This is a genomic window from Flavobacterium sp. UGB4466 (genome assembly GCF_903469665.1).
Classification (GTDB): Bacteria; Bacteroidota; Bacteroidia; order Flavobacteriales; family Flavobacteriaceae; genus Flavobacterium; species Flavobacterium lipolyticum.
Genome location: NZ_CAGKLC010000017.1, coordinates 21,791 through 44,456, shown reverse-complemented (window position 1 = coordinate 44,456; position 22,666 = coordinate 21,791). Strand labels below are relative to the sequence as shown.

Annotated in this window: 16 protein-coding genes; 2 read left to right on the top strand and 14 right to left on the bottom strand. The window is 36.2% G+C overall.

What is annotated here, in order from left to right; translation table 11 throughout:
- Nucleotides 1-136: 136 nt before the first annotated feature.
- The 6 genes from JO950_RS06950 to JO950_RS06925 all read right to left on the bottom strand — a co-directional run bounded on the left by JO950_RS06950 (nucleotide 137) and on the right by JO950_RS06925 (nucleotide 12,266).
- Entirely contained in the window at nucleotides 137-2,299 is a 2,163-nt protein-coding gene (locus JO950_RS06950; protein ID WP_237732302.1) for a beta-galactosidase, read from the bottom strand.
- A gap of 206 nt (nucleotides 2,300-2,505) precedes the next feature.
- The gene (locus tag JO950_RS06945; RefSeq protein ID WP_202701991.1) at nucleotides 2,506-4,512 is read right to left on the bottom strand and encodes a trehalase family glycosidase; all 2,007 of its coding nucleotides are present in this window, start codon (nucleotides 4,510-4,512) and stop codon (nucleotides 2,506-2,508) included.
- A gap of 511 nt (nucleotides 4,513-5,023) precedes the next feature.
- Nucleotides 5,024-6,523 carry a RagB/SusD family nutrient uptake outer membrane protein gene (locus JO950_RS06940; RefSeq protein WP_202701990.1) on the bottom strand — a complete coding sequence of 500 codons (1,500 nt, stop codon included), beginning with the start codon at nucleotides 6,521-6,523 and terminating at the stop codon, nucleotides 5,024-5,026.
- Between the two features lie 24 nt (nucleotides 6,524-6,547).
- Entirely contained in the window at nucleotides 6,548-9,679 is a 3,132-nt protein-coding gene (locus JO950_RS06935) for a TonB-dependent receptor (RefSeq protein WP_237732301.1), read from the bottom strand.
- Between the two features lie 155 nt (nucleotides 9,680-9,834).
- On the bottom strand, nucleotides 9,835-11,388 hold the full coding sequence (locus JO950_RS06930) for an aldehyde dehydrogenase family protein (RefSeq protein WP_202701989.1): 1,554 nt from the start codon (nucleotides 11,386-11,388) through the stop codon (nucleotides 9,835-9,837).
- Nucleotides 11,389-11,471: 83 nt separating this feature from the next.
- Nucleotides 11,472-12,266, bottom strand: coding sequence for a DUF1338 domain-containing protein (locus JO950_RS06925; protein ID WP_237732300.1), 795 nt, complete (start codon nucleotides 12,264-12,266; stop codon nucleotides 11,472-11,474).
- A gap of 210 nt (nucleotides 12,267-12,476) precedes the next feature.
- Between JO950_RS06925 and JO950_RS06920 the strand changes: the two genes are divergently transcribed.
- Complete coding sequence (locus tag JO950_RS06920; protein WP_202701987.1) at nucleotides 12,477-12,947, top strand: Lrp/AsnC family transcriptional regulator; 471 nt, start codon at nucleotides 12,477-12,479, stop codon at nucleotides 12,945-12,947.
- A 103-nt stretch (nucleotides 12,948-13,050) separates the two neighbouring features.
- Here the strand turns inward: JO950_RS06920 and JO950_RS06915 are convergent, their stop codons facing one another.
- The 4 genes from JO950_RS06915 to budA all read right to left on the bottom strand — a co-directional run bounded on the left by JO950_RS06915 (nucleotide 13,051) and on the right by budA (nucleotide 16,988).
- Entirely contained in the window at nucleotides 13,051-13,893 is an 843-nt protein-coding gene (locus JO950_RS06915) for a helix-turn-helix domain-containing protein (protein ID WP_202701986.1), read from the bottom strand.
- A gap of 321 nt (nucleotides 13,894-14,214) precedes the next feature.
- Nucleotides 14,215-14,445, bottom strand: coding sequence for a hypothetical protein (locus JO950_RS06910; protein WP_202701985.1), 231 nt, complete (start codon nucleotides 14,443-14,445; stop codon nucleotides 14,215-14,217).
- Between the two features lie 312 nt (nucleotides 14,446-14,757).
- Nucleotides 14,758-16,170 (bottom strand): L-dopachrome tautomerase-related protein, encoded by a 1,413-nt coding sequence (locus JO950_RS06905; RefSeq protein WP_202701984.1) that lies wholly within the window; start codon nucleotides 16,168-16,170, stop codon nucleotides 14,758-14,760.
- Nucleotides 16,171-16,205: 35 nt separating this feature from the next.
- Nucleotides 16,206-16,988 carry an acetolactate decarboxylase gene (budA, locus tag JO950_RS06900; RefSeq protein ID WP_202701983.1) on the bottom strand — a complete coding sequence of 261 codons (783 nt, stop codon included), beginning with the start codon at nucleotides 16,986-16,988 and terminating at the stop codon, nucleotides 16,206-16,208.
- Between the two features lie 434 nt (nucleotides 16,989-17,422).
- Between budA and JO950_RS06895 the strand changes: the two genes are divergently transcribed.
- Nucleotides 17,423-19,075 carry a hypothetical protein gene (locus tag JO950_RS06895; RefSeq protein WP_202701982.1) on the top strand — a complete coding sequence of 551 codons (1,653 nt, stop codon included), beginning with the start codon at nucleotides 17,423-17,425 and terminating at the stop codon, nucleotides 19,073-19,075.
- Between the two features lie 73 nt (nucleotides 19,076-19,148).
- Here the strand turns inward: JO950_RS06895 and JO950_RS06890 are convergent, their stop codons facing one another.
- The 4 genes from JO950_RS06890 to JO950_RS06875 all read right to left on the bottom strand — a co-directional run bounded on the left by JO950_RS06890 (nucleotide 19,149) and on the right by JO950_RS06875 (nucleotide 22,663).
- Nucleotides 19,149-20,525 (bottom strand): nucleoside permease, encoded by a 1,377-nt coding sequence (locus JO950_RS06890; protein WP_202701981.1) that lies wholly within the window; start codon nucleotides 20,523-20,525, stop codon nucleotides 19,149-19,151.
- A gap of 67 nt (nucleotides 20,526-20,592) precedes the next feature.
- Complete coding sequence (gene cmk, locus JO950_RS06885; protein WP_202701980.1) at nucleotides 20,593-21,285, bottom strand: (d)CMP kinase; 693 nt, start codon at nucleotides 21,283-21,285, stop codon at nucleotides 20,593-20,595.
- Between the two features lie 46 nt (nucleotides 21,286-21,331).
- Nucleotides 21,332-21,934: a murein L,D-transpeptidase catalytic domain-containing protein gene (locus JO950_RS06880; protein ID WP_202701979.1), complete on the bottom strand. Its 603-nt coding sequence runs from the start codon at nucleotides 21,932-21,934 to the stop codon at nucleotides 21,332-21,334.
- A 126-nt stretch (nucleotides 21,935-22,060) separates the two neighbouring features.
- The gene (locus JO950_RS06875) at nucleotides 22,061-22,663 is read right to left on the bottom strand and encodes a murein L,D-transpeptidase catalytic domain-containing protein (RefSeq protein WP_202701978.1); all 603 of its coding nucleotides are present in this window, start codon (nucleotides 22,661-22,663) and stop codon (nucleotides 22,061-22,063) included.
- Nucleotides 22,664-22,666 lie beyond the last annotated feature (3 nt).

The window sequence follows — 22,666 nt, the reverse complement described above, 5'->3', positions numbered from 1 at the left end:
TTTGTTTGTTTACCCAATCTGACAAACCTTTTTCGCCACGACCCGAGCGATAGCGAACGGACGAAGTAATTCACGAACTATTGTACGCATGCCACTTAAAAAATTCGTGCTCATTCGTGAAATTCGTGTCTAAATTTTATTTCCAAATAATCGCCTGAGCCGGTTGTAAAGGATTTTGTCCTACCAAAATTTTGCTTCCCTCAGGAATTGCTAACTGTATAGGCTCATTGGTATAATTTACTCCTGTATAAAACCCGTCTCTCCATTCTAAATATACACCTTTTGGCAAATCTTCGATAGTAACTTTAGAACGTTCGTAAACCGATCTCACTACTTGTCTTTCCAAGTCGCCGTCTTTACTTTCTGCTCCTATAAAAGTAACCGTTCCTTTTCCTAGTTTTCTGGTAATTGCTGCCGCTTTTCCCTTATAAAACTGATCGGCATACGTTGCTAAAACTTCTGTTCCCGGTTTCGGACTTAAAACATCTGCCCAGGTATTCCATTTATAAGTATTGTTTCCGGAACTTATCGTTCCATTTACATCCGCCACAAGCATGTCAAAAAAGTCAACATCAGCACCAATTAACGGAACGATTGGCGCACTCCATTTGGCCTCAAAGAAATGCCCGTTTTTATCTTTCTGACCGGTACGGCATGACAAAATCAGGTTACCACCATTTTCTACATATTTCGTCCATTTGTCAACCAATTTCTGATCGATCAGCTGATAAGCCGGTGCTACAATAAACGGATAGGCCGAAAAATCATCTTCTTCTGTAATAAAATCCATTGGTGCACCAGTCGATTTTACTGCTGAAGTATAAGTATTTCGATGTCTCCACGTACTCCAGAACTCTGTTTGTTTTTGGTTCTCCAAATCCCACAGATTCTCATGACTCCATAAAAATCCTGTTTTTCTTTTGGCAAGATCAGCCGGAAGTACCGCTTTCGGATTGTACTCTTTTCGAAGCAGTTTCATATCTTCGATCGACTGTACAAACTCTTTTCCTCCTGTAGTCAAGGTTACACCATCGGTACCTACAATTCCGTCATGGTACATTTCACTGCTCCCTAGTGGGTGTCTGTATCGATAGGTGCAGGTGAAAGAACAGCCTCCTCCAAAAGCTTGTGAGATCCACATATGAACAGTTCCCGGAAGTAATTGTGGATTAATACTCGCCCAGTTCACTTGTCCCGGCTGCATTTCCATAACCCCAGTCACCCCATTGATCGATCTGTAATAATCATTGGCTTCCGATATTTTATTCGGATGTCCCATTCTAAAATTCTGACCACCTAATTGATTTCTCCCGCTCACCGGATACATAGTGTAAGTGGCAAAATCCATCTTATCGGTTCTTCTTGGGTCTGCACCATAAACTACATTCGTATAATTGGTCGTAATCCATTGTTTTGGATCAACATATTTTCGAAGTGTTTCTGCTTGTAAATTCAAATATTCGGCTTGTGAATCTGCCGTGAATCTTTTGAAATCTAATATAGCATGCGGACTCAATTTGTCTTCAAAATAAATCTCAGCATTTGGAATGGCAATCTGTTCGAAGTTGTTATAGCGAATACTCCAAAAACTGCCCAGCCACTCGGCATTCAATTTTTCGATTGTACCGTATTTTGCCTTTAACCATTTTTGAAATCCTTTTTGCGCAGATGGGCTAAAATCATCCGGAGCTCCCGGCTCGTTATCCACTTGCCAGCCCATAATATTTTTATTCTTTCCGTATCTTTTTCCAAGTTCAGTCACTATCTTTTCGACAAATGCTCTGTACTTTTCATTTGAAACTGATTGATTGGCTCTGTTTCCATGCTCTCTGCGACGTCCGCTCGCATCTACGAGATAAATTTCAGGGTACTTTTCCCCCATCCATGCCGGCGGAGTTGGTGTTGGCGTGCAAAAAATCACTTTTAAACCTTCTTTTTCGGCGATTGCCAAAGCGTCATCGAGCCATTTAAAGTCATACTTGCCTTCTTCCGGTTCCATATACGTCCAGGCAAATTCGGCAAAATGTGTAAACTCAAATCCCAGTTTTTTGATGTTTTTTAAATCGCGTTCCCATTGCTCCCTTGGCCATTGCTCCGGATAATAATAAACACCGATCTGCATTAAATCAGGCTTTGAGAAAAAACGCTGTGGATCTTTCTTTTCTGTCGCTGTAGTTTTTTTTGTTTGAGCAAAAACAGGTGCCGAATGGCAATTTGCAATTAGCAGGCCTGTTGCTACTATTTTTGTGAATGCTATTTTCTGGTTGAACATACTTTGTACTGTTGTTGTTTTAGTCAAATTTAGATAGTTATTCTCAACTCGCTGTCGCAATTTTATAAAAGTTTAATTAAACAGATAGGGACATAGATTTTATTCTTAAAAAAAGAGAATACAATAAGAAACACATTTCTTCACACATAGCTTTGAGTATTAATGCGAAGTGAAACGTCTTTCTTGAGCGTATATAATCTATGTCCCTATGTGTTTACTACAAATTATTTTTACTACTTATCTTCTAAAAGCAGCATTAAATAATGAGAAGCCGACCAGCTAAAGTTGTACGCTTCCAATCCTTTTCCTGTAATAGGTTGATAATTTTCTCTGATAGAAGTTCCTTTGTCCAAAACTCCTTCGGCATTGTAAATTAATTTATGAGCCAGTTCGTTTGCTTCTTTCACATAGCCATACTTTTCCAGTCCGTTTATACCAAAATAACTTTGATCAAGCCAGACCGGTCCTCTCCAATACCCATTGTCCGGTTTGAACTTTGGATGATTGGCTGCCAGTGTCGGTAAAGGAACAAATGTGTTCAGACTGGCCGTATCAAACATGTTTTGTTTGGCTAACTGAGCTTGCTCAGCGGTAGCGACCTCTGCCCAAACAGGCAAATATCCTTCACAGCCCATTGCTTTTATCAAGGTTTTACCATCGATAGTCGTGTCGTAAAACCAACCTGTAGCAGCGTCCCAAAACTGATTTTGAATTTTAACTTTCAAAGCAGTACTTTCTTCCTTCCATTTTTTCGATTCTTCAGTTAGTTTTAAAACTTCTGCCATCTTCTGCAAATAATTTTTCTCGGCATATAAAAAGGAATTTAAATCTACACTTTCCTGATCTAACGAAAAGGCTTTCTCACCGTTTTTCAAAATCTTACTGTCGTCAAAACGAACCGCATTGTCCATTCCGCTTTCCCATTTGGCAGCAATCACAGTTCCATCTGTAGAACCAAATTCACACAAACCATCCTGATCGTGATCGCGGTCTTTGTACCACCAATTGTGATATAATTTCAACTTTGGATAAAACTCTTTTATGAAAGTAACGTCTTTTGATTTTTCATAAATCTTCCAGATGGCCCAGGCTGCAAGCGGCGCTTTAGTGTTTCGGTAATTGTTTTCTTCGAGAAGATTATTTCTGTAAATACAATCCGGAATAAACCCGTTTGGCTCCTGATAATCAAACAAAGCACGCATCTGATCTTTTGCCAGTTCTGAATTATAATTGGCAACTGCAACAGCTTGTTTCCAACTGTCCCACGCCCAGAAACCATGAAACCATTCGTAATTATAGCTTGGGAAAAGTCCGCCATGTTTCAAACCCTCGGCAGCAATTCGGGTATTGTTTTGTAAAGTCAATAGCAGTTTAGCAATCAAATTAGAGTAAACGGCCTCTTTGTAAATATTTTTCTTTCTGGCAATTAATTGCACCAGTTGCTTTTCTTTTTCTTTTTGTGTGTTGTTTAGCAGGGTATTGAATGCCGTTTTAGCAATGCTTTCATTTTCCGTTTTCCAGGAATACTGAGAAAAAATGAAGGTTTGAGAAACCACTATTTCTTTAGTTTCATTTGGTTTTAGAACCAGTTTCTCTGTCTGAGTTTTATAGCCCTGATTCGTAATTTCAATTTCAGGAGTGCTATTCAAAAACTGAATGTACCCCGTTGCTGTGCTTTTAGAAGAAACAATTTTTAAAGTTTTATCTTCTTTTGAAAGCTTCAAATCATTTAAAAAAAGTGTTGAATGATAGGACGGAAAAAGGGTTATTGTTTTTCCTGATGTGTTCGTAATGCTTGTTTTTTGTAAAGCCGAATGACCGGATAAATAAACCAACTGCTGTTTTACCGTTAACTTTTCGTTTTTAAACTCCTGTTCCAAATGGCTGTTATAGCTGCATTGGTTCACCAGCGTATTTTTCCATTGAATGGCATCTTTTTTGTTTTCATCCGTAAGCTCTAAAGAAACAAACGAAGGACTTAACCAGACACCATTTTGTTCTGTCATTAAAAAAGGTCCTGAAAATCCGGCCTGCACTACGGATGGTTCTAAAAATCCAAACCCAAACCAGGCCCCTTTATCTGAAAACGCCAGTGATTTTCGATCTGTTGCATTTGTTGGGTTTCCTTTATAGTTCAGACTGTTTTTAGCCGATTCTAAGTTTGGATAGCTTTTTTGTGTCCAACCGGATTGTACTATAAAAAAGGATGCAAGAATAAAAAGTATTTCCTTTTTGTTCATGTTATTTTGTTTTTGTGGTGTGTTTTTTAGTTAGATAATGTAGTAAATCTTTCATTAACTTAAGTACTTTGCGGTAGATTTTGTGGATTTTTTTAATCCTTTAATCTGTGGCTTTATTTCAGTACCTTTTTAATCTTTATGTTTAATATACTCTCGCAGATTTTGGAGATTAAGCAGATTTTCTTTAATCTCTCTAATCCTTTAATCTGTGGCTTTATTTCGGCAAATGCTTAGTTGCTTTGTGCTGAATGTTTTCTCGCAGATTTTGCAGATTTTCTTTAATCTTTTAATCCTTTAATCTGTGGCTTTATTTCAACACTTGCTTAGTTGCTTTGTGCTGAATGTTTTCTCGCAGATTTTGCAGATTTTCTTTAATCTTTTAATCTAATCCTTTTAATATGTGAGGCTTGTAGCTATAAAAATTAAACCTACAAGATCTGAAAAAGATCTTGCAGGATTAAAATCTTTATTGAAAACATTTTTTAGGAATTCAACTCTTTCTGCTAAAGAATTAATTTGTCTGTAATTCCGTTAATGGAATTGGGTAAAAATTGTTTTTTGCTGCATCAAAACCGCTGCGTCCTACTGCATCAAGTGCTGCTTTCGTTTTTCCCCAACGACGTAAATCATAAAAACGGTAGTTTTCTAACGGGAACTCTATGATTCTTTCGTGTTCAATCTGAGCTTTAACAGCGGTTGCAGTTGTTCCGGTCATCGCTGGCATATCAGCTCTTTCACGAACTTTATTGATATACGGAATAGCTTCTCCGGTACGTCCTAACTCATTCAGTGCCTCAGCCTGCATCAACAGTACATTCGCATATCGCATCAAAGGAATGTTGATTGCCGTAAACTCCTGATTCATTTTGTCCTGAGTATTTGGAATGTATCTGCGATATACCGGTTTGTCTTTCCCTTCAAACTTTTCATCATAAGTAGTGCCTAATACCAAAGGATTATTGACATCATTAAAATAAGGATCTTTAAAGAAAATAGTACTGTACAAACGCGTATCATAATTTCCTGTCGTCGCAATTTTTCCTTCTTTTTTGAATTCGTTTACCAACATAGGGCTTGGCAAAATTTCGTCCCATCCGCCCAATTCTCCTGCTGCCATCCAATAGTGAAGAGCATTACGGTAGAAAGCACCATTTGCGGTAGTTTCAGAAAATTGCAATTCAAAAATAGACTCTTTACTGTTTTTTACGGTACCGTCAAACATAGAAACATAATCTTTAACCAGCTCATACCCCTGAACTTTATTCAATGCAGTAAGCGCTTCGTTTAAAAAAGCTTGCTTTTGAGCTGTTTCCTCATAAGCTCTGGTTAAATATGCAAATCCAAGGTAGCTGTTGGCTGCTCCGCTTGTTGCGCGTCCTGTTTTATCCAAAGTTTGTTTTGCGGGGAGTATGTCTGCTACTGCTTTAAATTCTTTTGTAACAAAATCCCAGGCCTCCGATCTTGTCGATAACGGAACATTTAAATCGCTTTCTTTGGTTACGTATTTATCTCTAACATAAATTTTATCCCAGTTCAAAAGCAATTTCATGTGGTAATAAGCACGTAAGAAACGAGCTTCTGCCTCAATTTGTTTACGGTCAGCATCTGTTATGGCAGAAGCCGGAACCTTTGGTAATTTATCAATCACCTGATTGGCATTACTGATTCCTCTGTAATTAATTTTCCAATAACTGGTGAACTGACTATTCCCGTTCGTATAAGTAAAAGTTGAAAGTTCCACCCAGTTTTGGTAGTTCAAAGCATCGCTTCCCAATTCGTTGATGTCTTCACGATAGGCTTCTACCGGCCATTTTACTTCGGCAAAAGACCATTCGTTAGTAGCACATTCAAGCTGTCCGTAAGTTGCCGCCAAAGCAGATTCGGCATCGGCTTTATTTCTCCAGAAATTCTCTGAGGTCAATTGGTCCGGAGATTGCTGCTCCAGATAATCACTACAGCTTGTTATAGTCAGCAAACCTATAGTGGAAAATAATAAAAATATCTTTTTCATGATGATGTCTTTTATAAAATAGAATTAAAATATATACTGAATACCCGATACAAACGATCTTGTAAATGGATACACAAAACGATCAATACCAGTATTAAGTACAGAACTACGTGAAAACTCAGGATCAATACCTGAATAATTGGTGATCGTAAATAAATTCTCTGCACTGATATAAATTCTAAGCTTGTCTATTTTTGCTTTGCCTAACATTTTGCTTGGTATCGTATATCCAAACTGCAATTGACGCATTCTTATAAAATTTCCACTTTCCAGAAAACGATCTGACTCACGACTGTTTCCGTTAGGGTCCTGTAATACTGCTCTTGGAATATCACTACGGTTATCCGGTGTCCATGAATTTAATGTTGAAGCTAACATGTTAGTTCCTGAACTCATAGACTCGTAAAAATAACGGTTTCCGTTGTACAATTTATTCCCCCAGCCACTTCCAATCAATGCTGAAAAATCAAATCCTTTGTAGCTGGCTCCCAAAGTAAGGTTCACTTCTACTTTTGGCAATCCTGTTCCTGAATAAGCTTTATCGTTGTCGTCAATAACTCCGTCTCCGTTTATATCTTTAAAACGAATATCACCCGGCTTTGCATTTGGCTGTAATAAAACACCGTTTTTATTATGAGCATTTACCTCCTCAACTGATTGAAAAATGCCATCTGTTTTGTACAAATAGAATCCACTGATTGGACTTCCTACACGTGCCTGAGTTGGAAAATGTTCGGCATTGAATTTTAATCCTTCTCCATAAATAGTTTGTCCCTCATTTGCTAAGGCTACTACTTTATTTTTAAGAGTTGTAAAATTTAAACCTGCATTGTATTTAAATTCATCAACCTGATCACGGTAATTTACTTCAAATTCAAAACCGCTGTTGCTAATCTTCCCTACGTTCAAGATTGGATCATCAACTCCGGCGGATGGAGCCAGTTTTTTTGTAATTAATAAATTGTCCGTCACATTGTGATAGTAGTTCATCGAACCGCTGATTTTTCCTTTCAAAAGAGTATAATCAATACCAATGTTTTTAGAATCTGTAGTTTCCCACTGTAAATTTCTATTTTCTAATGCTAGCGCAATACTTCCCGGCCAGGGATTACTTCCAACTCCCTGTACATAACCTGAACCTAAAGAATTTCCTGTGTTAATTAAAGTATTAGCAGAATAGTATCCTAAAGCAGCTTCGTTACCCAATTGTCCCCAGCTCGCACGTAGTTTTAAAGTAGAGATAAAAATATCTTTCGGGAAAAAATCTTCCTGCTCGATTTTCCATCCTAAGGCGATAGACGGGAAAGTTCCCCAACGGCTGTCTGCACCAAACTTAGAAGAACCGTCTCTTCTAACGGTCATTTGCAATAAATAACGATCATTATACGAATAGTTTAACCTTCCGAAGAAAGAAACACGATTGTATTGAAACTTTGAACCGTCTGCAGTGTAAGTCCCTCCTCTTCCGGCTCCGATAGTTTCAAAACCAGGATCAAGAAATCCTGACGGACGGTCGATAGAAACCAACTGTCCATTTTCTACAGTATAATCAGTTGTTTTTCCTTCAACACTTACCTGATTCCAGTTGGATGCCTGACTGTTAAAAGTATTACCCAGCATTAAACCAAAAACATGTTTTCCGAAAGTTTTATCGATAGTAATAATGTTATCTAATATCTGCTCACTCCAGGTTGTTCTCAACTCCGATTGCAAGGGATAAAGATGTACCTCTTTTGGATTAGCAATAAATGGAGGAAAATGAGCGGTTTGCTGGTTGTTTTTCACACGATAAGAATAGGCCAATTTATATTTGAACCAAGGTGCAATATTAGCCGTTGCAGCAATATTAGCTGTAATATCCTGCCCTACATTATTACTTTTTCTAAAATGCTCTTCGGCAACCGGGTTCGTTCCGGCCGGCAAACCATTCTTATTAGTCAATCCATAACCGTATTGCTCATTATCATCATAAACCGGAACTAACGGAGACATTGTATAAACTTCTTTCAACTGAAAGTTAGGCAATGCATTTTGGGTTCCGATATAAGCCATTTTTCCATCAATATCAAAAATAGATTTTTTGAAACTTACCCTTGCACTTCCTGTTTGAGAACCAAATTGATTGTCGATAATAATTCCTTTTTGCTTTACAAAGTTTCCGTATAAAGCAAATTTAAAATCACCTTGTCTTCCTTGAACTCCTAAACCGTAGTTTTGTGTAAATCCGGAACGGAAAACTTCATCCTGCCAGTCTGTATTAACATCAGATGGAGCCGTGATATAAGCCGGAAGTGCTTTTGGTGAAGTCGCATACTTATTGTACTCATCGTACATTCTTTTATGAACCGTACGATACCCGTCAGCATCCAATAAATCTAATGTTTTCGACGGATTGGTGATACTTAAAAAAGAGCTGAAATCTATTTTTACGCCTTCTTTTTGTCCATTTTTAGTGGTTACGATAATCACACCATTTGCAGCAACAGATCCGTAAATTGCAGCCGCAGCACCATCTTTCAATACCTCCATCGATTCGATATTGGTTGGATTTATCGTATTAATATCTCCCTGGAATCCGTCAATAATATAAAGTGGTTCTGTAGCTCCAAAGGTATTTACCCCACGGATTTTTACGCTTACCGAAGCACCTGCTACACCTCCGCTTTTCTGCACGTTTACTCCCGCAACTAAGCCCTGAAGTGCCTCAGAAGGGCTTGTTGTCGCTCTGGTTTCTAAACTTTCTTTTTTAACAGTAGAAATAGCTCCCGTAACGTTGCTTTTCTTCTGAGAACCATAACCAATAACGACTACTTCATTCAGTTTATTGGTTTCTTCCTGCATGGTAATATTAAGTTCACCACGATTGTTTACAGCCTCACTTTTCTCTATAAATCCCATATAAGAGAAAACGATAACCGGATTCACAAGACTTGATGAATACACCAAAGTATAATTTCCGTCAATATCTGTTGCTGCATTGTATTTAGAGTCTTTAATAGAAATACTCACACCCGGCAGCGTATTGTTCTTATCATCAGTAACTTTTCCGGAAATGGTCTTTTGTGCTTGATTTGCTTGCGCAAAATTGATGTTTGGCAACCACAAGCATAACAATAAAGGAAGAAAATAGAACTTCCTAATGAGTAGTTTTTTCATTTTGGTAATGGTTTTGGTTAATTAAAATTTCGCTTTTTTTAGTTTTTTTATTTGTAGGCAAGCACTTTATAAGACATTCGATTACAAAACTGCCTTATAAAGTGCGGTATTCTCTTTAATTTGACTTTTAGAAAAACTGCTGGTATTCGTTTATTTTATAAGTCAAACTTTATTCCTTGTGCCAATGGCAGACTAGTGGTATAATTAATGGTATTGGTTTGTCTGCGCATGTACACTTTCCAGGCATCGGAGCCGGATTCTCTCCCACCGCCTGTTTCCTTTTCTCCGCCAAAAGCACCGCCAATTTCAGCACCGGAAGTACCGATGTTAACATTCGCAATACCGCAGTCAGAGCCGGTAACCGATAAAAATAATTCGGCTTCTCTTAAATTATTAGTCATGATTGCTGAGGATAAGCCTTGTGCTACACCGTTTTGAATGCCGATCGCATTCTCTACAGTCCCTGAGTATTTTAATAAATATAAAACCGGAGCAAAAGTCTCGTGTTGTACGATTTCAAATGAATTATCAGCCTCTGCAATAGCAGGTTTTACGTAACAGCCGCTTTCGTATCCCGAACCTGAAAGTACACCGCCTTCAACCAGAATTTTTCCTCCTTCGGCTACCACTTTTCTTAGCGCCTGCTGATACATTTCAACTGCCTGAGTATCGATCAACGGACCAACATGATTCTTTTCGTCCAACGGATTTCCGATGCGTAATTGCTTGTAGGCAGCCACTATTGCATCTTTTACTTTGTCGAATATACTTTCGTGAATAATTAAACGGCGTGTCGACGTACACCTTTGTCCCGCAGTTCCAACGGCTCCAAAAACAGCACCAATAACCGTCATTTTAATATCAGCATCCGGAGTTACAATGATCGCATTGTTTCCTCCCAGCTCCAATAATGATTTTCCTAAACGTCCTGCAACTACCTGCGCTACAATTTTTCCCATGCGGGTTGAACCTGTAGCCGAAATTAAAGGAACACGTGTATCCTTTGTCAGTAACTCTCCAATGGTATAGTCCCCATTGATCAAACCTGAAATACCTTCCGGTAAATTATTCTCTTTGATAACCTCACTTATAATATTCTGACAAGCTATGGCACAAATAGGCGTTTTCTCTGATGGTTTCCAAACGCAAACATCTCCACAAATCCATGCCAGGGCTGTATTCCACGCCCAAACAGCCACCGGAAAGTTAAAAGCCGAAATAATTCCAACTACCCCCAAAGAATGATACTGTTCGTACATACGATGTCCCGGGCGTTCTGAATGCATCGTTAATCCGTGAAGCTGACGGGAAAGTCCAACTGCAAAATCGCAGATATCAATCATTTCCTGCACTTCACCATAACCTTCCTGCAAAGATTTTCCCATCTCGTAAGAAACCAATTTTCCTAATGCCTCTTTATGCACACGCAACTTCTCCCCAAACTGACGTACAATTTCTCCACGCTGTGGTGCCGGCATCAGTCTGAACTGCTTGAAAGCAGCTGTTGCTGCCTCCATCACTTTTTCATAATCAGCAGCAGTTGATGTTTTTACTTTTGCGATCAATTGTCCGTCAACCGGAGAATAACTCTCCAGAATTTCTCCTCCCGAAAAATGATTCAATCCGGTTGAAGTTCCCTCATTAACTTCTTTTATTCCCAATTGGCTTAAAGCTTCCTTTATTCCGAATTGTAATTCTGTTACTGCCATTATGACTTTTTTAAAATAGGTTGTTCAGTTTTAAATTGTATAAAACTGATTATGATAACGATAACTATACTTAATTCCTGTGATTATTTAGCCTCCTGCAGCTTTACATCTGTACTTTCAAATATTTTATCGGCAGACGATGCTACAAATCCCTGATACAATTCGCCATTCGCCATTGGGTAACGAAGGGCAAACTCATAATAACAAGATGGAATTTCTAATACACCCTCTTCAAAATCAACTACATACAAATCAGCAAGTGTACTGGATTGCTCTAATAATTGCTCCGGAGTTCCTTTGATTTTTCCACCGGAAGCATTCAGTTTCCATCCGCTGTTTTCCAGAAAAGTATTAAGTTCTTCTAAGGTGTTAAATCCTTTTAATGCATTGGTACTAATCGTAAAGTGATTCGCTCTGAAACCGTAAACATACATCCAGGCTGCATACTCCGATTCCTCTAATAAAGATTTATAGATGGCCTGCGAATTCCCGTTCCATACAGATCCGCTTAAAACTAATTCAGGATCGTTAAATAAGTTCTGATCACAACTGTTCAGGATATTTTGTACCGTGTCCTGTAACTCAGAGGAACATTTTTCTAATTCCAGCTCCGAAATAAAAATTCTTGGTGCATCCTTATCAGTAGCGTGCTCATAATGTTTGGCAAAAAGTTTTTTGCTCTCAAAATTATATTCTCCTTTTGCTTCATAACCAACATTCAGGAAAGCTTTTTCCAAAACCTCAATATTTACACGTTTATCATTAAAAGTACGAATCGCTATATGGTCATTTTTTATCTCTTCTCCTCTTTCTTCCAGTAATTCATGTATTCTTCTTGCAGATGGGGTAATATTGGCATATTGCTCCCATAATTTCATAAGTAATTGATTTTTATCCATTTCCGTTTTGTTAAAATAGTGTGATTATCACACAAATTTATATATAAAAGTGTTATTATAACACCTTACTTTTACGTTTATTTAAAATCCGACATTTCATATCCTTTTTTTTGTAATTTTGACACTTATAAAATCATTTTTAACTTAAGAATTGTCAAAATAATAGAAATCTCTAAACTACGCCCAACCATGCCAAGTATCAAGAAGAATGAAAATACTGACTATTTAGACCGTGAAATCATACATAAACTAAGTGAAAATGGAAGAATCTCTTTTTCAGATCTTGCCAAAGAATTAAACATATCCAATTCATTGGTACATTTAAGAGTTAGAAAATTACAGGAATCGGGAATTATTACCGGTTTTTCGGTAAAATTAAATCCTAAAGAAATTGGTTTTGAAACCACTACCTATACAGGAATTGTGACTAAAGAAGCACGATTTTCCTATTCTATTGCCGAAAAATTAAAAGAAATTCCGGAAGTTGTAGAGTGCCATTGGGTTTCGGGAAAGTATGCCTTGTTTATAAAAATTGTGGCCGTTAATAATGAAGAGCTCCGCAAAATTTTGTACGAGCAAATCCATCAAATTGAAGGTGTAGGAAGCTCCGATTCGTTCTTTTCATTTGGATCAGCATTTGAGAAAAACCTGCCTGTATAAACATTTATATTAGCAGCTAAAGATTTACAGTTATCCCGGTTTAAATTAGAAAAGCTGTTTCCTAAAACTTAATTTTAGAAAACAGCATGTGTTTTAAAAGTATTTATATGCTTTTTTCAATCAAATCTTTAGAAGGATTTCTTCCAAAAACTTTAAAATATTTCTTTGAAAAATAATCTGCTCTGGTGAAATTAAGATCATAGGCCAACCGAACAATAGAATCATAAGATCCGCTACACAATAATTGGTGCGCCAAAATAATTTTTTCTCTCTTAAAAAAATCATTTGGTGTTACACCTTCAATTTCTTTAAAGAGTCTTTTGTATTTACTGGTCGACATATTGGCAACTTTTGACAACTCTCCAATTCCGGGGAATTTATTTTTTAAATTTTGCAGTAAATACTTTTTAGAAATCTCTATGCCGGTCAGGTCTGTTTTTTTTATTCTGCATGAAGGTAAAACGGTATCTGAATACCGCTGAATAAAGTTTCCCAGTAATTTTAAAGCGACTCCTTTGAGATAGAAACTTGAAAATTGATTTAAAACATCCTTATGCTTTATCGAATCAATCAGTATTCTGCTATTGCTGTCAATAAGATCGTGAAAGCAAAGTTCTTTGCTGTCAAATTTATCGTTGCTTTTTAAAGCTAGTTTATCGTTTAGTTTATGAATATAGATAGGACGAAGTAACTTCTGATCCACGATTAAACGCATTGTAAATATCCTCTTTCCGGCTGCATGTTCATAAATATTTTCTATGCTATTCTTCCAAACAAAGAGTCCTAAATTCGCTAAGGAACCTATTTTATAACTAATATCACGAATCTGAATCCAGTTGAACTCTTCGCTAAGATCAAAGTTTATGATATACAAATCATCATGGCTTGCCTGTTGTTTAATTCTTAAAGGAGCTGTTAGTTGATAAAACTTGCTTTCTGAGTACAAATATAGGGTGGTCTTATGGGACTCAAATGCCGATTTCAATAAGTGCATCAACTGTGGAATAATTGATAACTTTTAGTGTAAATGTGGAATATACTCTAAGTTAAAAAACACATAACCCTGAATATCAATACCTTTATTTTCAAATACCATTTAATTCGAATAAGAATCTTATTAATTTAACACATTGGTATAAGTATTCCAGTGAGCTAGTTGCTGTGAAAAATCCAGCGTAATGACAAAAAAAAGAGGAGATTTCTCCCCTCTTAAAAATGGTTAAATTTTAATAATTGGTTCTAGTTAGTCTACTTGTTAAATCTTTCTTTAAAATTTATAATTAAGCCCTGCCGTAGCAATTCCTTTATATCCAAAACCCAACTCCACGAAGGCCCCAAATGTTTTGCTTTTTTCAAATTTATCTTCGGTTCTAAGGTAACTCAAATCACCTCCTGCCTTAAATTTTCCCCTAATGTTGTAACGGTAAGCTACTTCAAACATTCCAAATGTGGTAGACTTCGCATTCTTGTATTTGACTCCACTTATACCAAAAGCCATGTTTACCCTACTCTAGTTTCACTTTTTTTTTCCTTATCTTGAGCATTTGCCACAAGAACGCAAAATAGCATTACTACACTGACTATTTTTTTATTGCTTATTATTAAAGATTAACTTTTACTTTACGAACACCAACAGAATCTATAAAAGGGTGATACTGTTTGTTCAAAAGTAAGTCTATTCGTACTATTTGACGACACGTTTTAAAAATGCGTTATCACTTACGTAATAATCGGTTATAAAATGATAATATTCGGTAAAATCAATCGGATACAAGCACTATTGTTATCATACAAAATATAAAAGATTGATTTACAGTTTGAAACGATAAATATAATAAGGAGGTTTTCCCTGATCGTCCGCACCTGTAAAAGCTGGCGAACTATTGAGCTGATTGACTGAAATGTACATCCAACCATCAGGTCCTTTATAAACATTGTCCGGCCATTGCATTTTTTGAGCATCCTGTACGACCGTAGTCAATTTACCTGAAATGTCCAGTTTTGTTATGGAGTGTTCTTGCAGATTCGTAAAATAATGATTTCCATATTCATCTGTCAAAGCACCGTCACTAAAAGGTTTGTTACCTGCTTTTCTTATTGCCTTATTAATTTCAGCATCACTTTTTCCTTCTCTGAATAATCTAGCCGGTACACTATACCAGGAAGTTCCATTCATAGCTCCAAAAAAGATTGTTTCCCTGTCATTTGAAAGTGTAATCGGGTCAATAGCTACACGCGCCGGTTTTCCGCCAAAATAGATCACTTTCCCGTCAATAATCATGTCTTTGTTTTCTGCCTGTAAAGAAGTATGTCCGCTAAATCGACGTGTTTTTTTTGTTTTCAGATTCAAAACAATAATACCTGGGTTGGCAATATCGGCTAAGTAAGCAAAACCATTTTTTTCATCAATGGCAACATCCTGCGTGAATGTACCTTTAGGCGCAACAGTTTGAGGCAATTCAATTTTTTGAACTACCTTATTCTTACTGATGTCAAAGGCCCAAAGTCTGGATTTACCTAATTCGAGTCCCATATCGGTAACCCATAACTGATTGTTTTTATCAAAGATTAGTCCTAACATCGCATCAAATTTTGTATCGGTTGCTTTTGCGTTATATTTCTGATAAGCTACAGATGGGTAAGGAATCGCTTTTCCGTTTACAATTTCTACCAATTGCATCTTCTGACTTCCTAACGGATGAATGGTTGCAAAAACACGACCCTCGGCTGATACAGCAACGTCACCCGGGCGTATATCCATAGCGGCAACTACTTCGAGAGCTGCTGCTGTTGTGTTTGAATTCCCGAAATAACTGGCAGTTCCCTCAATCCAGTCTTTGCGCGGAGGAGCAAAAAAATCAATGTCTAATGTTCCGTCTTCCAGACATTCAAATTCATGCGGTATATTGCCCGGAATAATCAATACTTCTCCGGTGTTAACTATGTACTCTTTACCTTGCATGGTCACTTTTACGCTTCCCTTTGTAATATAAGTCGTTTGCTCATTTGGATGTTGATGGAGTGGTACTTTGGCCCCTTTATCCATCTTAAACAACGCCAGCATCCCTTGCTCCCCATACACGTATTTACGATGTAATTTATCCCCCAATTGTTCCCATCCCAAATTATCAAATTTTAGATGTTGGATTTCTTTCGTCTGCTGTGCTGCCATAGCAGTACCGAGCAAAATCATTGCAGAAATTGCTAATTTTAATTTTGTCATGTTTTTTGATTTTTAAAATTTAATAAGCGGTCTTTTTAATAAGCGCTTTTAACATTGTTTTCTTTTGTCCACGGTTTGTTGAAGACACTGTTCTGCTGTGGCAAAATAACCTCACAGCCCGGTTTTTGATCAAGACTTACTTTTATGGCTGCTGCAGTCAATTTACCAGACATCACGTGTCCGCCATAAGTACGGTCTTTTGAAATAAAATGAAAATGAAACGGAGACAAATCAATCGCTGAAAAATAAGGCGGATTGTAAAAACCAACCATTGTTCCAGAAACATGTTCTTTTGAGTACAAAGGTCTTGATTTCATTAGCTCGGCTAATCCGGTAGTTTCATTTTCACCAAGACGTTTGGCACTGCCTACAGTAATAATCTCAAATGTACAATCAATACGTATGGCATAAAGTTTATTAGAAGACGGTAGTCTTTTTATCACCTCATTCTGAAGTTCTTCGATGTTTTTTACGTTGGAGAGTTCAAACTCAACATCGGATTTAAAGAATGCCACAGAAGCAAATGGTGTCTGAAGACTGGTTTCAGCAATACTAACTGCTCCGGAAGCATCTACCCGATAACAAATACCTTCAAGTACGATCATTTCGCCATCTAAATAATTGTAAGTCCCTATTCCGAAATTTCCCTTTTCTCTCAACTCGGCAATAGTAAATTCTCCTGTATAAGCACCATTGCGTAACGCGTCCATTACGGAATAATGAAAAACAGGTTTCTCTGAATGAATTTGAGCATTTGACGTTAGAAATTTCAGTAATGCAATATAAAAAACAGCAGATCCGGCGATTTTATTTCTCATACTTTTATTTATTAGATGACATTCTCCTCTCATTACACAAACAAAGATATCTCATAAAAAAGTAAGACAAATTGTACTTCACGGCTTTTTTCCTGTACAATTTTATCATCCACTAAAAAAAACAATCCTGTTAACCATTAAGTTACATTAATCTCATAGTTGCTGTAACATTTCGTGTCAAACAAAGTCGAGATCAGAAGCCTATTAGAATTAATTCTCTTAACGGGCTAATATAGTATAGATTTACGATAATAAATCGGCATGCAAACCTTTAGAAAGCAATGATATTTGTTGTTTCATACTTCAAAAAATATGATAAAATTAATTCCTGTCAGATTTCTAAATAGTATTGTTCGGTTAACTGCTTTTATTTTCCGCCGGGGAAAAAACAATGGCGATTTGTCTTACATTTGTTATTCTATTCTTCTAAAACTATGATAAAATTAACTCCCATCAAATTTCACAAATATTATTATTCCGCAAGTTGTTTTTTACTATTGGTTGGGTGCAAAACCGGCCAGCAAAATGTTATACAGCACAATTATATTGCCGGCGATAAAAACAAAGGCGATTTATTCTACAATACATTACTGGATGTTTCCATCGACATACCGGAAAATGTGAGCTATAAAGATCTTTCTAAGATTAATAGAAGTACACTAAGGAAGCAAATTGGGAATTATAAAGATATATCTGCCGCAAAGGCAATACTTAGTTATAAAACGAATCAAAATTTAGAAAGCTATTATTTCTTTGAAAAGATTGAAAAACCAACTGACACTATTGTTCACGAAAAATTAGTTCGAAATGATAGTATCAATGGCATTATAATTTTTGAAAAACAAAAGGGAGCAAAAAAAATCATTTCACTTACACGAATGTCTGGTAATTCCAATCATTTGGAAAAGGCTAGCGAAAATATCCGAAGGGTCCATCTGGACAGTACCTCTTTGAATAAATTGTCTTATATGCAGCTATTTAATTATTATACCTCTGAATCTCATAAAAACTACCTGCAGGGAAGAGAAAAAATAAAGCAGGTACCTATAAAAGATCCAAAAAAAATAATGTTAAAGACCCCTTTATACCTGACGATCAATTCATTTATAGGTAATAATAAAGAATATAATTTACTGCTTAAAGAACATGAAAGCGATAAAAGTGATTTTAAACAAACTGTTCTAAATTCTCTAACTAAAAATGAGGTCAAAAGAGACGAATCTGTAATCGCAGCAATTGCAGATCTCGCTAACAGCAATCAGATTATTATACTCAATGAGGATCATTTTTATCCCAAACATCGGTTGTTTGCACTAAATCTTTTGGATGTTTTAAAACAAAAAGGATTCACTGTGATTTCTATGGAGACCTTTGTTCCAAACTATAGTACCAATACAGCGCCCGTTCCAAATGCTAGAAATGGATTTTATATTAAAGACCCTTATTTCGGCCATTTCGTAAGAAAAGCAAATGCTATGGGATTTACTTTAGTGGGGCATGAAAATTCTGATCAGAAGGTAGACCGGGAAATAGGTCAAGCTAAAAATATCATGAGAATACTGGAAAAAGATCCAAAGGCAAAAATTTTCATTTATGTAGGTCATGGTCATCTGGAAGAAGTAGGAAAAAAGCGTCTTATGGCCAATTATTTAAAGGAATACTCGAACATAGATCCCATTACCATCAATCAGGAAACTGTTATGATGGATACAAAAGAAAAACTAGTTTTACTTCCTAAAGCTGTATTTGCAAAAGATACTTTAATGAAATCAAGTGCTGATTATTTTGTAATCAATAATCTTGAAGCGAACCTGCAGTCTGTTTACCCTAATCAGACTTTTAAAAAAGTTAATCTGAAAGACCAGAAGCTCTCACAATTTAAAAACGAAGCACTATTGGTTGACGTTTTCCTATTAGAAGAGTATAATGTGACTAAAAATGCAGATTTACTAATTCCGATTCAATCTATCTTAGTAGCTCCAAAAAACAACACAATTGAAATTGATTTGCCTGTTGGACAATACTATATTACAGCAAAATCCGCCAAAAATGAGCTGTTTCAATTTAATCGCATCGAAGTCAATTAACGATGCGGCTTATTTCAAAAAAAATCCCGTTTTCATCAATTGAAAACGGGATCTCAGACAGTGTCTTATATTTTTAATGACTTAAATTCTCTAATTCTTTCGGGTCATGTTTGTGTTTAAACAAAATCGCAAATGCAATTGCAATTACTAAGGCATAAGCGGCAAATGACAGCCAGATGGTTTGCCAGTCTTTCATTAATATAGGGTTAGCAAAAACTCCATCACTAGAAACAGAATTACCTTGCTTTTTTACAAATTCCAACATTATTGAATTTGTGCTGTCAGTTTGCAAAAATCCAGCTAACTCAGTAGTATTTGCAAATGATTTGGTAAAGAAACGATCAATAGCCCAACCTGAAGTTAAACTTCCTAAAACGGCTCCTACACCATTGGTCATCATCATAAATAATCCTTGCGCAGACGAACGTATTTTCGAATCCGTATTGCTTTCAACAAATAAAGAACCTGAGATATTGAAGAAATCAAATGCCATTCCGTACACAATACATGACAATATGATCATCCATAAACCGCCTACAGGATCTCCAAAACCAAATAATCCGAAACGCAGTACCCAGGCCAACATACTAATCAGCATTACCTGTTTGATTCCAAAACGTCTTAAGAAAAATGGAATTGCGAGAATAAATAATGTTTCAGAAACCTGAGAGATCGACATGATGATAGTCGAATACTGGATTACAAAAGAATCTGCATATTTAGGAAAATGTTTGAATTCGTCTAAAAATACGTCTCCATAAGCATTCGTCAATTGTAAAGCCCCGCCTAAAAACATAGAGAATACAAAGAACAGAGCCATTTTGTAGTTTCCAAACAACTTAAAAGCTTCCAATCCTAAAGTTTCAACTAGTGAAGCATCTTCTTTTGTCAGACGCTGTGGCTCACATTTTGGTAATGTAAAAGCATAAATTCCAAGAATTAATGCACCTACACCGGCGATGTAAAACTGATATTCTGTCGCTTTACTTCCACTTAAATTAGTGATCCACATTGCGGCAATAAAACCAACGGTTCCCCAAACACGGATAGGTGGAAAATCTTTTACGATGTTTTTATTGTTCAATTTTAGCGAAGTATACGAAATCGAGTTACTCAAAGCAATGGTGGGCATGTAGCAACACATTGCAGCAAACATTACGTATATAAAATGATCTGGGGTGGTAATATGTGCAATAGTAAATAAAACTACTGCATATAAAATGTGCAGGACACCATACAGTTTTTCTGCATTAATCCATCTGTCCGCAATAATCCCGGTTAAGGTGGGCATGAATAAAGAAGCAATTCCCATGGTTCCGAAGACCAAACCAAACTGGGTTCCTTCCCAGTTTTTAGTTCCAAACCAATAATTTCCAATTGTTATAAGCCAGGCTCCCCAAACAAAAAATTGAAGAAAGCTCATTATAATCAACCTGTTTTTAATTCCCATATGATGAAATTGTCTTTAAAATAAATGAAGCGGTAAAACTACCATTAAAAATGATATCTACAAAAAATTAAATTGTTTTAACAACATCTGTTACTAATTCCAGTACTGCTGTAAACTGTTCTTCTCTGTTTAAGTAAGAATTATCTATTTCTATCGCATCATCGGCAATAATTAAAGGAGAATCTTCACGATGTGTATCGATATAATCTCTCTCGACTACATTTTTCAGGACGTCTTCATAAGAAACGTTATCTCCTTTTTGCTGTAATTCATCAAAACGTCTCTGTGCACGGGTTTCGGCACTGGCGGTCATGAATACTTTAAGTTCAGCATTTGGAAACACTACGGTACCAATGTCTCTTCCGTCCATTACAATACCTTTATTTTTTCCCATTTCCTGCTGTTGTTCCACTAATTTAGAACGTACTTCAGAAACTTCTGCTACTTTACTAACGAAACTGGAAACTTCGATGGTTCTGATTTGTTTCTCCACATTTTCGCCATTAAGATACATCTCGGCAAAACCAAGATCGGCATTAAATCTAAATTCTAACTGAATGTTCGGTAAAGCCGCTATAAGGGCTACTTTATCAAAAAAATCGGCTGCAATAAGCTGATTTTGCATGGCAAAGTACGTTACGGCACGGTACATTGCTCCAGTATCTACATAAACATATTCTAACTCTTTCGCTAATTGTTTGGCCAAAGTACTCTTTCCTGTAGAGGAGAATCCATCAATTGCAATGGTAATTTTTTTCAATTTTTTATTTTTTTAATTTAAACTTGTTTACTGTTTTGGTTCGGACTTAATAATAAATACTCATCACAATATCGGATCCGGAAGTATCAATTATTTTAGCCACTCGTTCAAAATACTTTTTGTTCACCATCGGACATCCATAGCTGTTGCAAATATATCCTTTTTGCTCTTTATACGGAACATCAAAATAATAATGGAAAACAATATCACGATCAAATACATTGGAATTTGTAGTATCTAATCCGTATAATTTATAGGCCTTGCCAAACTTTCCATTATAATGCCCGCCAACAGCATATCTCCCCAACGAAGTACTGAGTGAATTAGGGACATTACTAAATTTTAGTTTACCTTTTACTTTAGTCTCAGATCCTAAACCATGAGCTACTAAACCTTTATCAATAATTTTATTATTTTTTAGATCGTATATAAAAAAGCGATTCTTACCGGAAGGAATTTTCATATCTATAAAAAAAGCATATCTGTCATTGTATTTTGGATTGTTTTTTATAATGCTCCGGACTTCATTTATTTTTATAATATCAATTGTTCTTGCTACTGAAGGAGATGCAGTATGGTCTTTCCTGAGGATTCTATATCCCGCGAAAATCAAAAGTAAAACCAATAAACCAATAAAGATTTTCTTCATATTACAATACTAAAACAATGAATTAAGTTGGAAAAACAGATAAAATCGAGGCAAAAAAAATGCTGTTGAAGGAAAAACAACAGCAATATAAGATTTAAGTGTATTGAAATTTTATTCTAAGTTTTTCTAATAATAAACATCCAGAATGATATTTGACTTAGAACAATCTATATATTTTTCGAGTCTTTTAAAGAACTGTTCATTCACCATTGGACAGCCATGGCTGTTACTGATGTAATAGTCTTGTTCTTCATAAGGAACTGCCGAGTAATAATGTAACACTATAGCTCTTTTTAAAGCATTATTATTGGTTTCATCCAGACCGTTTAATTTATAGGCTTTTCCGAAGATTCCTTTATAACATTTCTGAATCACATATCGGCCTAAAGCAGTGCAATTGGAATTAGGAGTATTACTGAAACGTAAATTCCCTTTTACACCCGTTTCTGATCCTGAACCATGTGCTACAAGCCCCTGATCGATAATTTTACTGTTTACCAGATCGTAAACAAAAAAACGATTTTTGCCTGATGGTATGCTCATATCAACGAAAAAAGCAATTTTGGTATTGTATTTAGAATCAATACTCATCATGTTTTTTATTTCGTTTACTCTAAGATTCATACGCTCTACTTCCAAAGTGGAAATAGCGGTTTCTTTTTTATAGTAGTGTTTTGCACCCGTAAAAACACCTACTGTTAAAAACAAAAACAAACTAAGTATTTTCATATC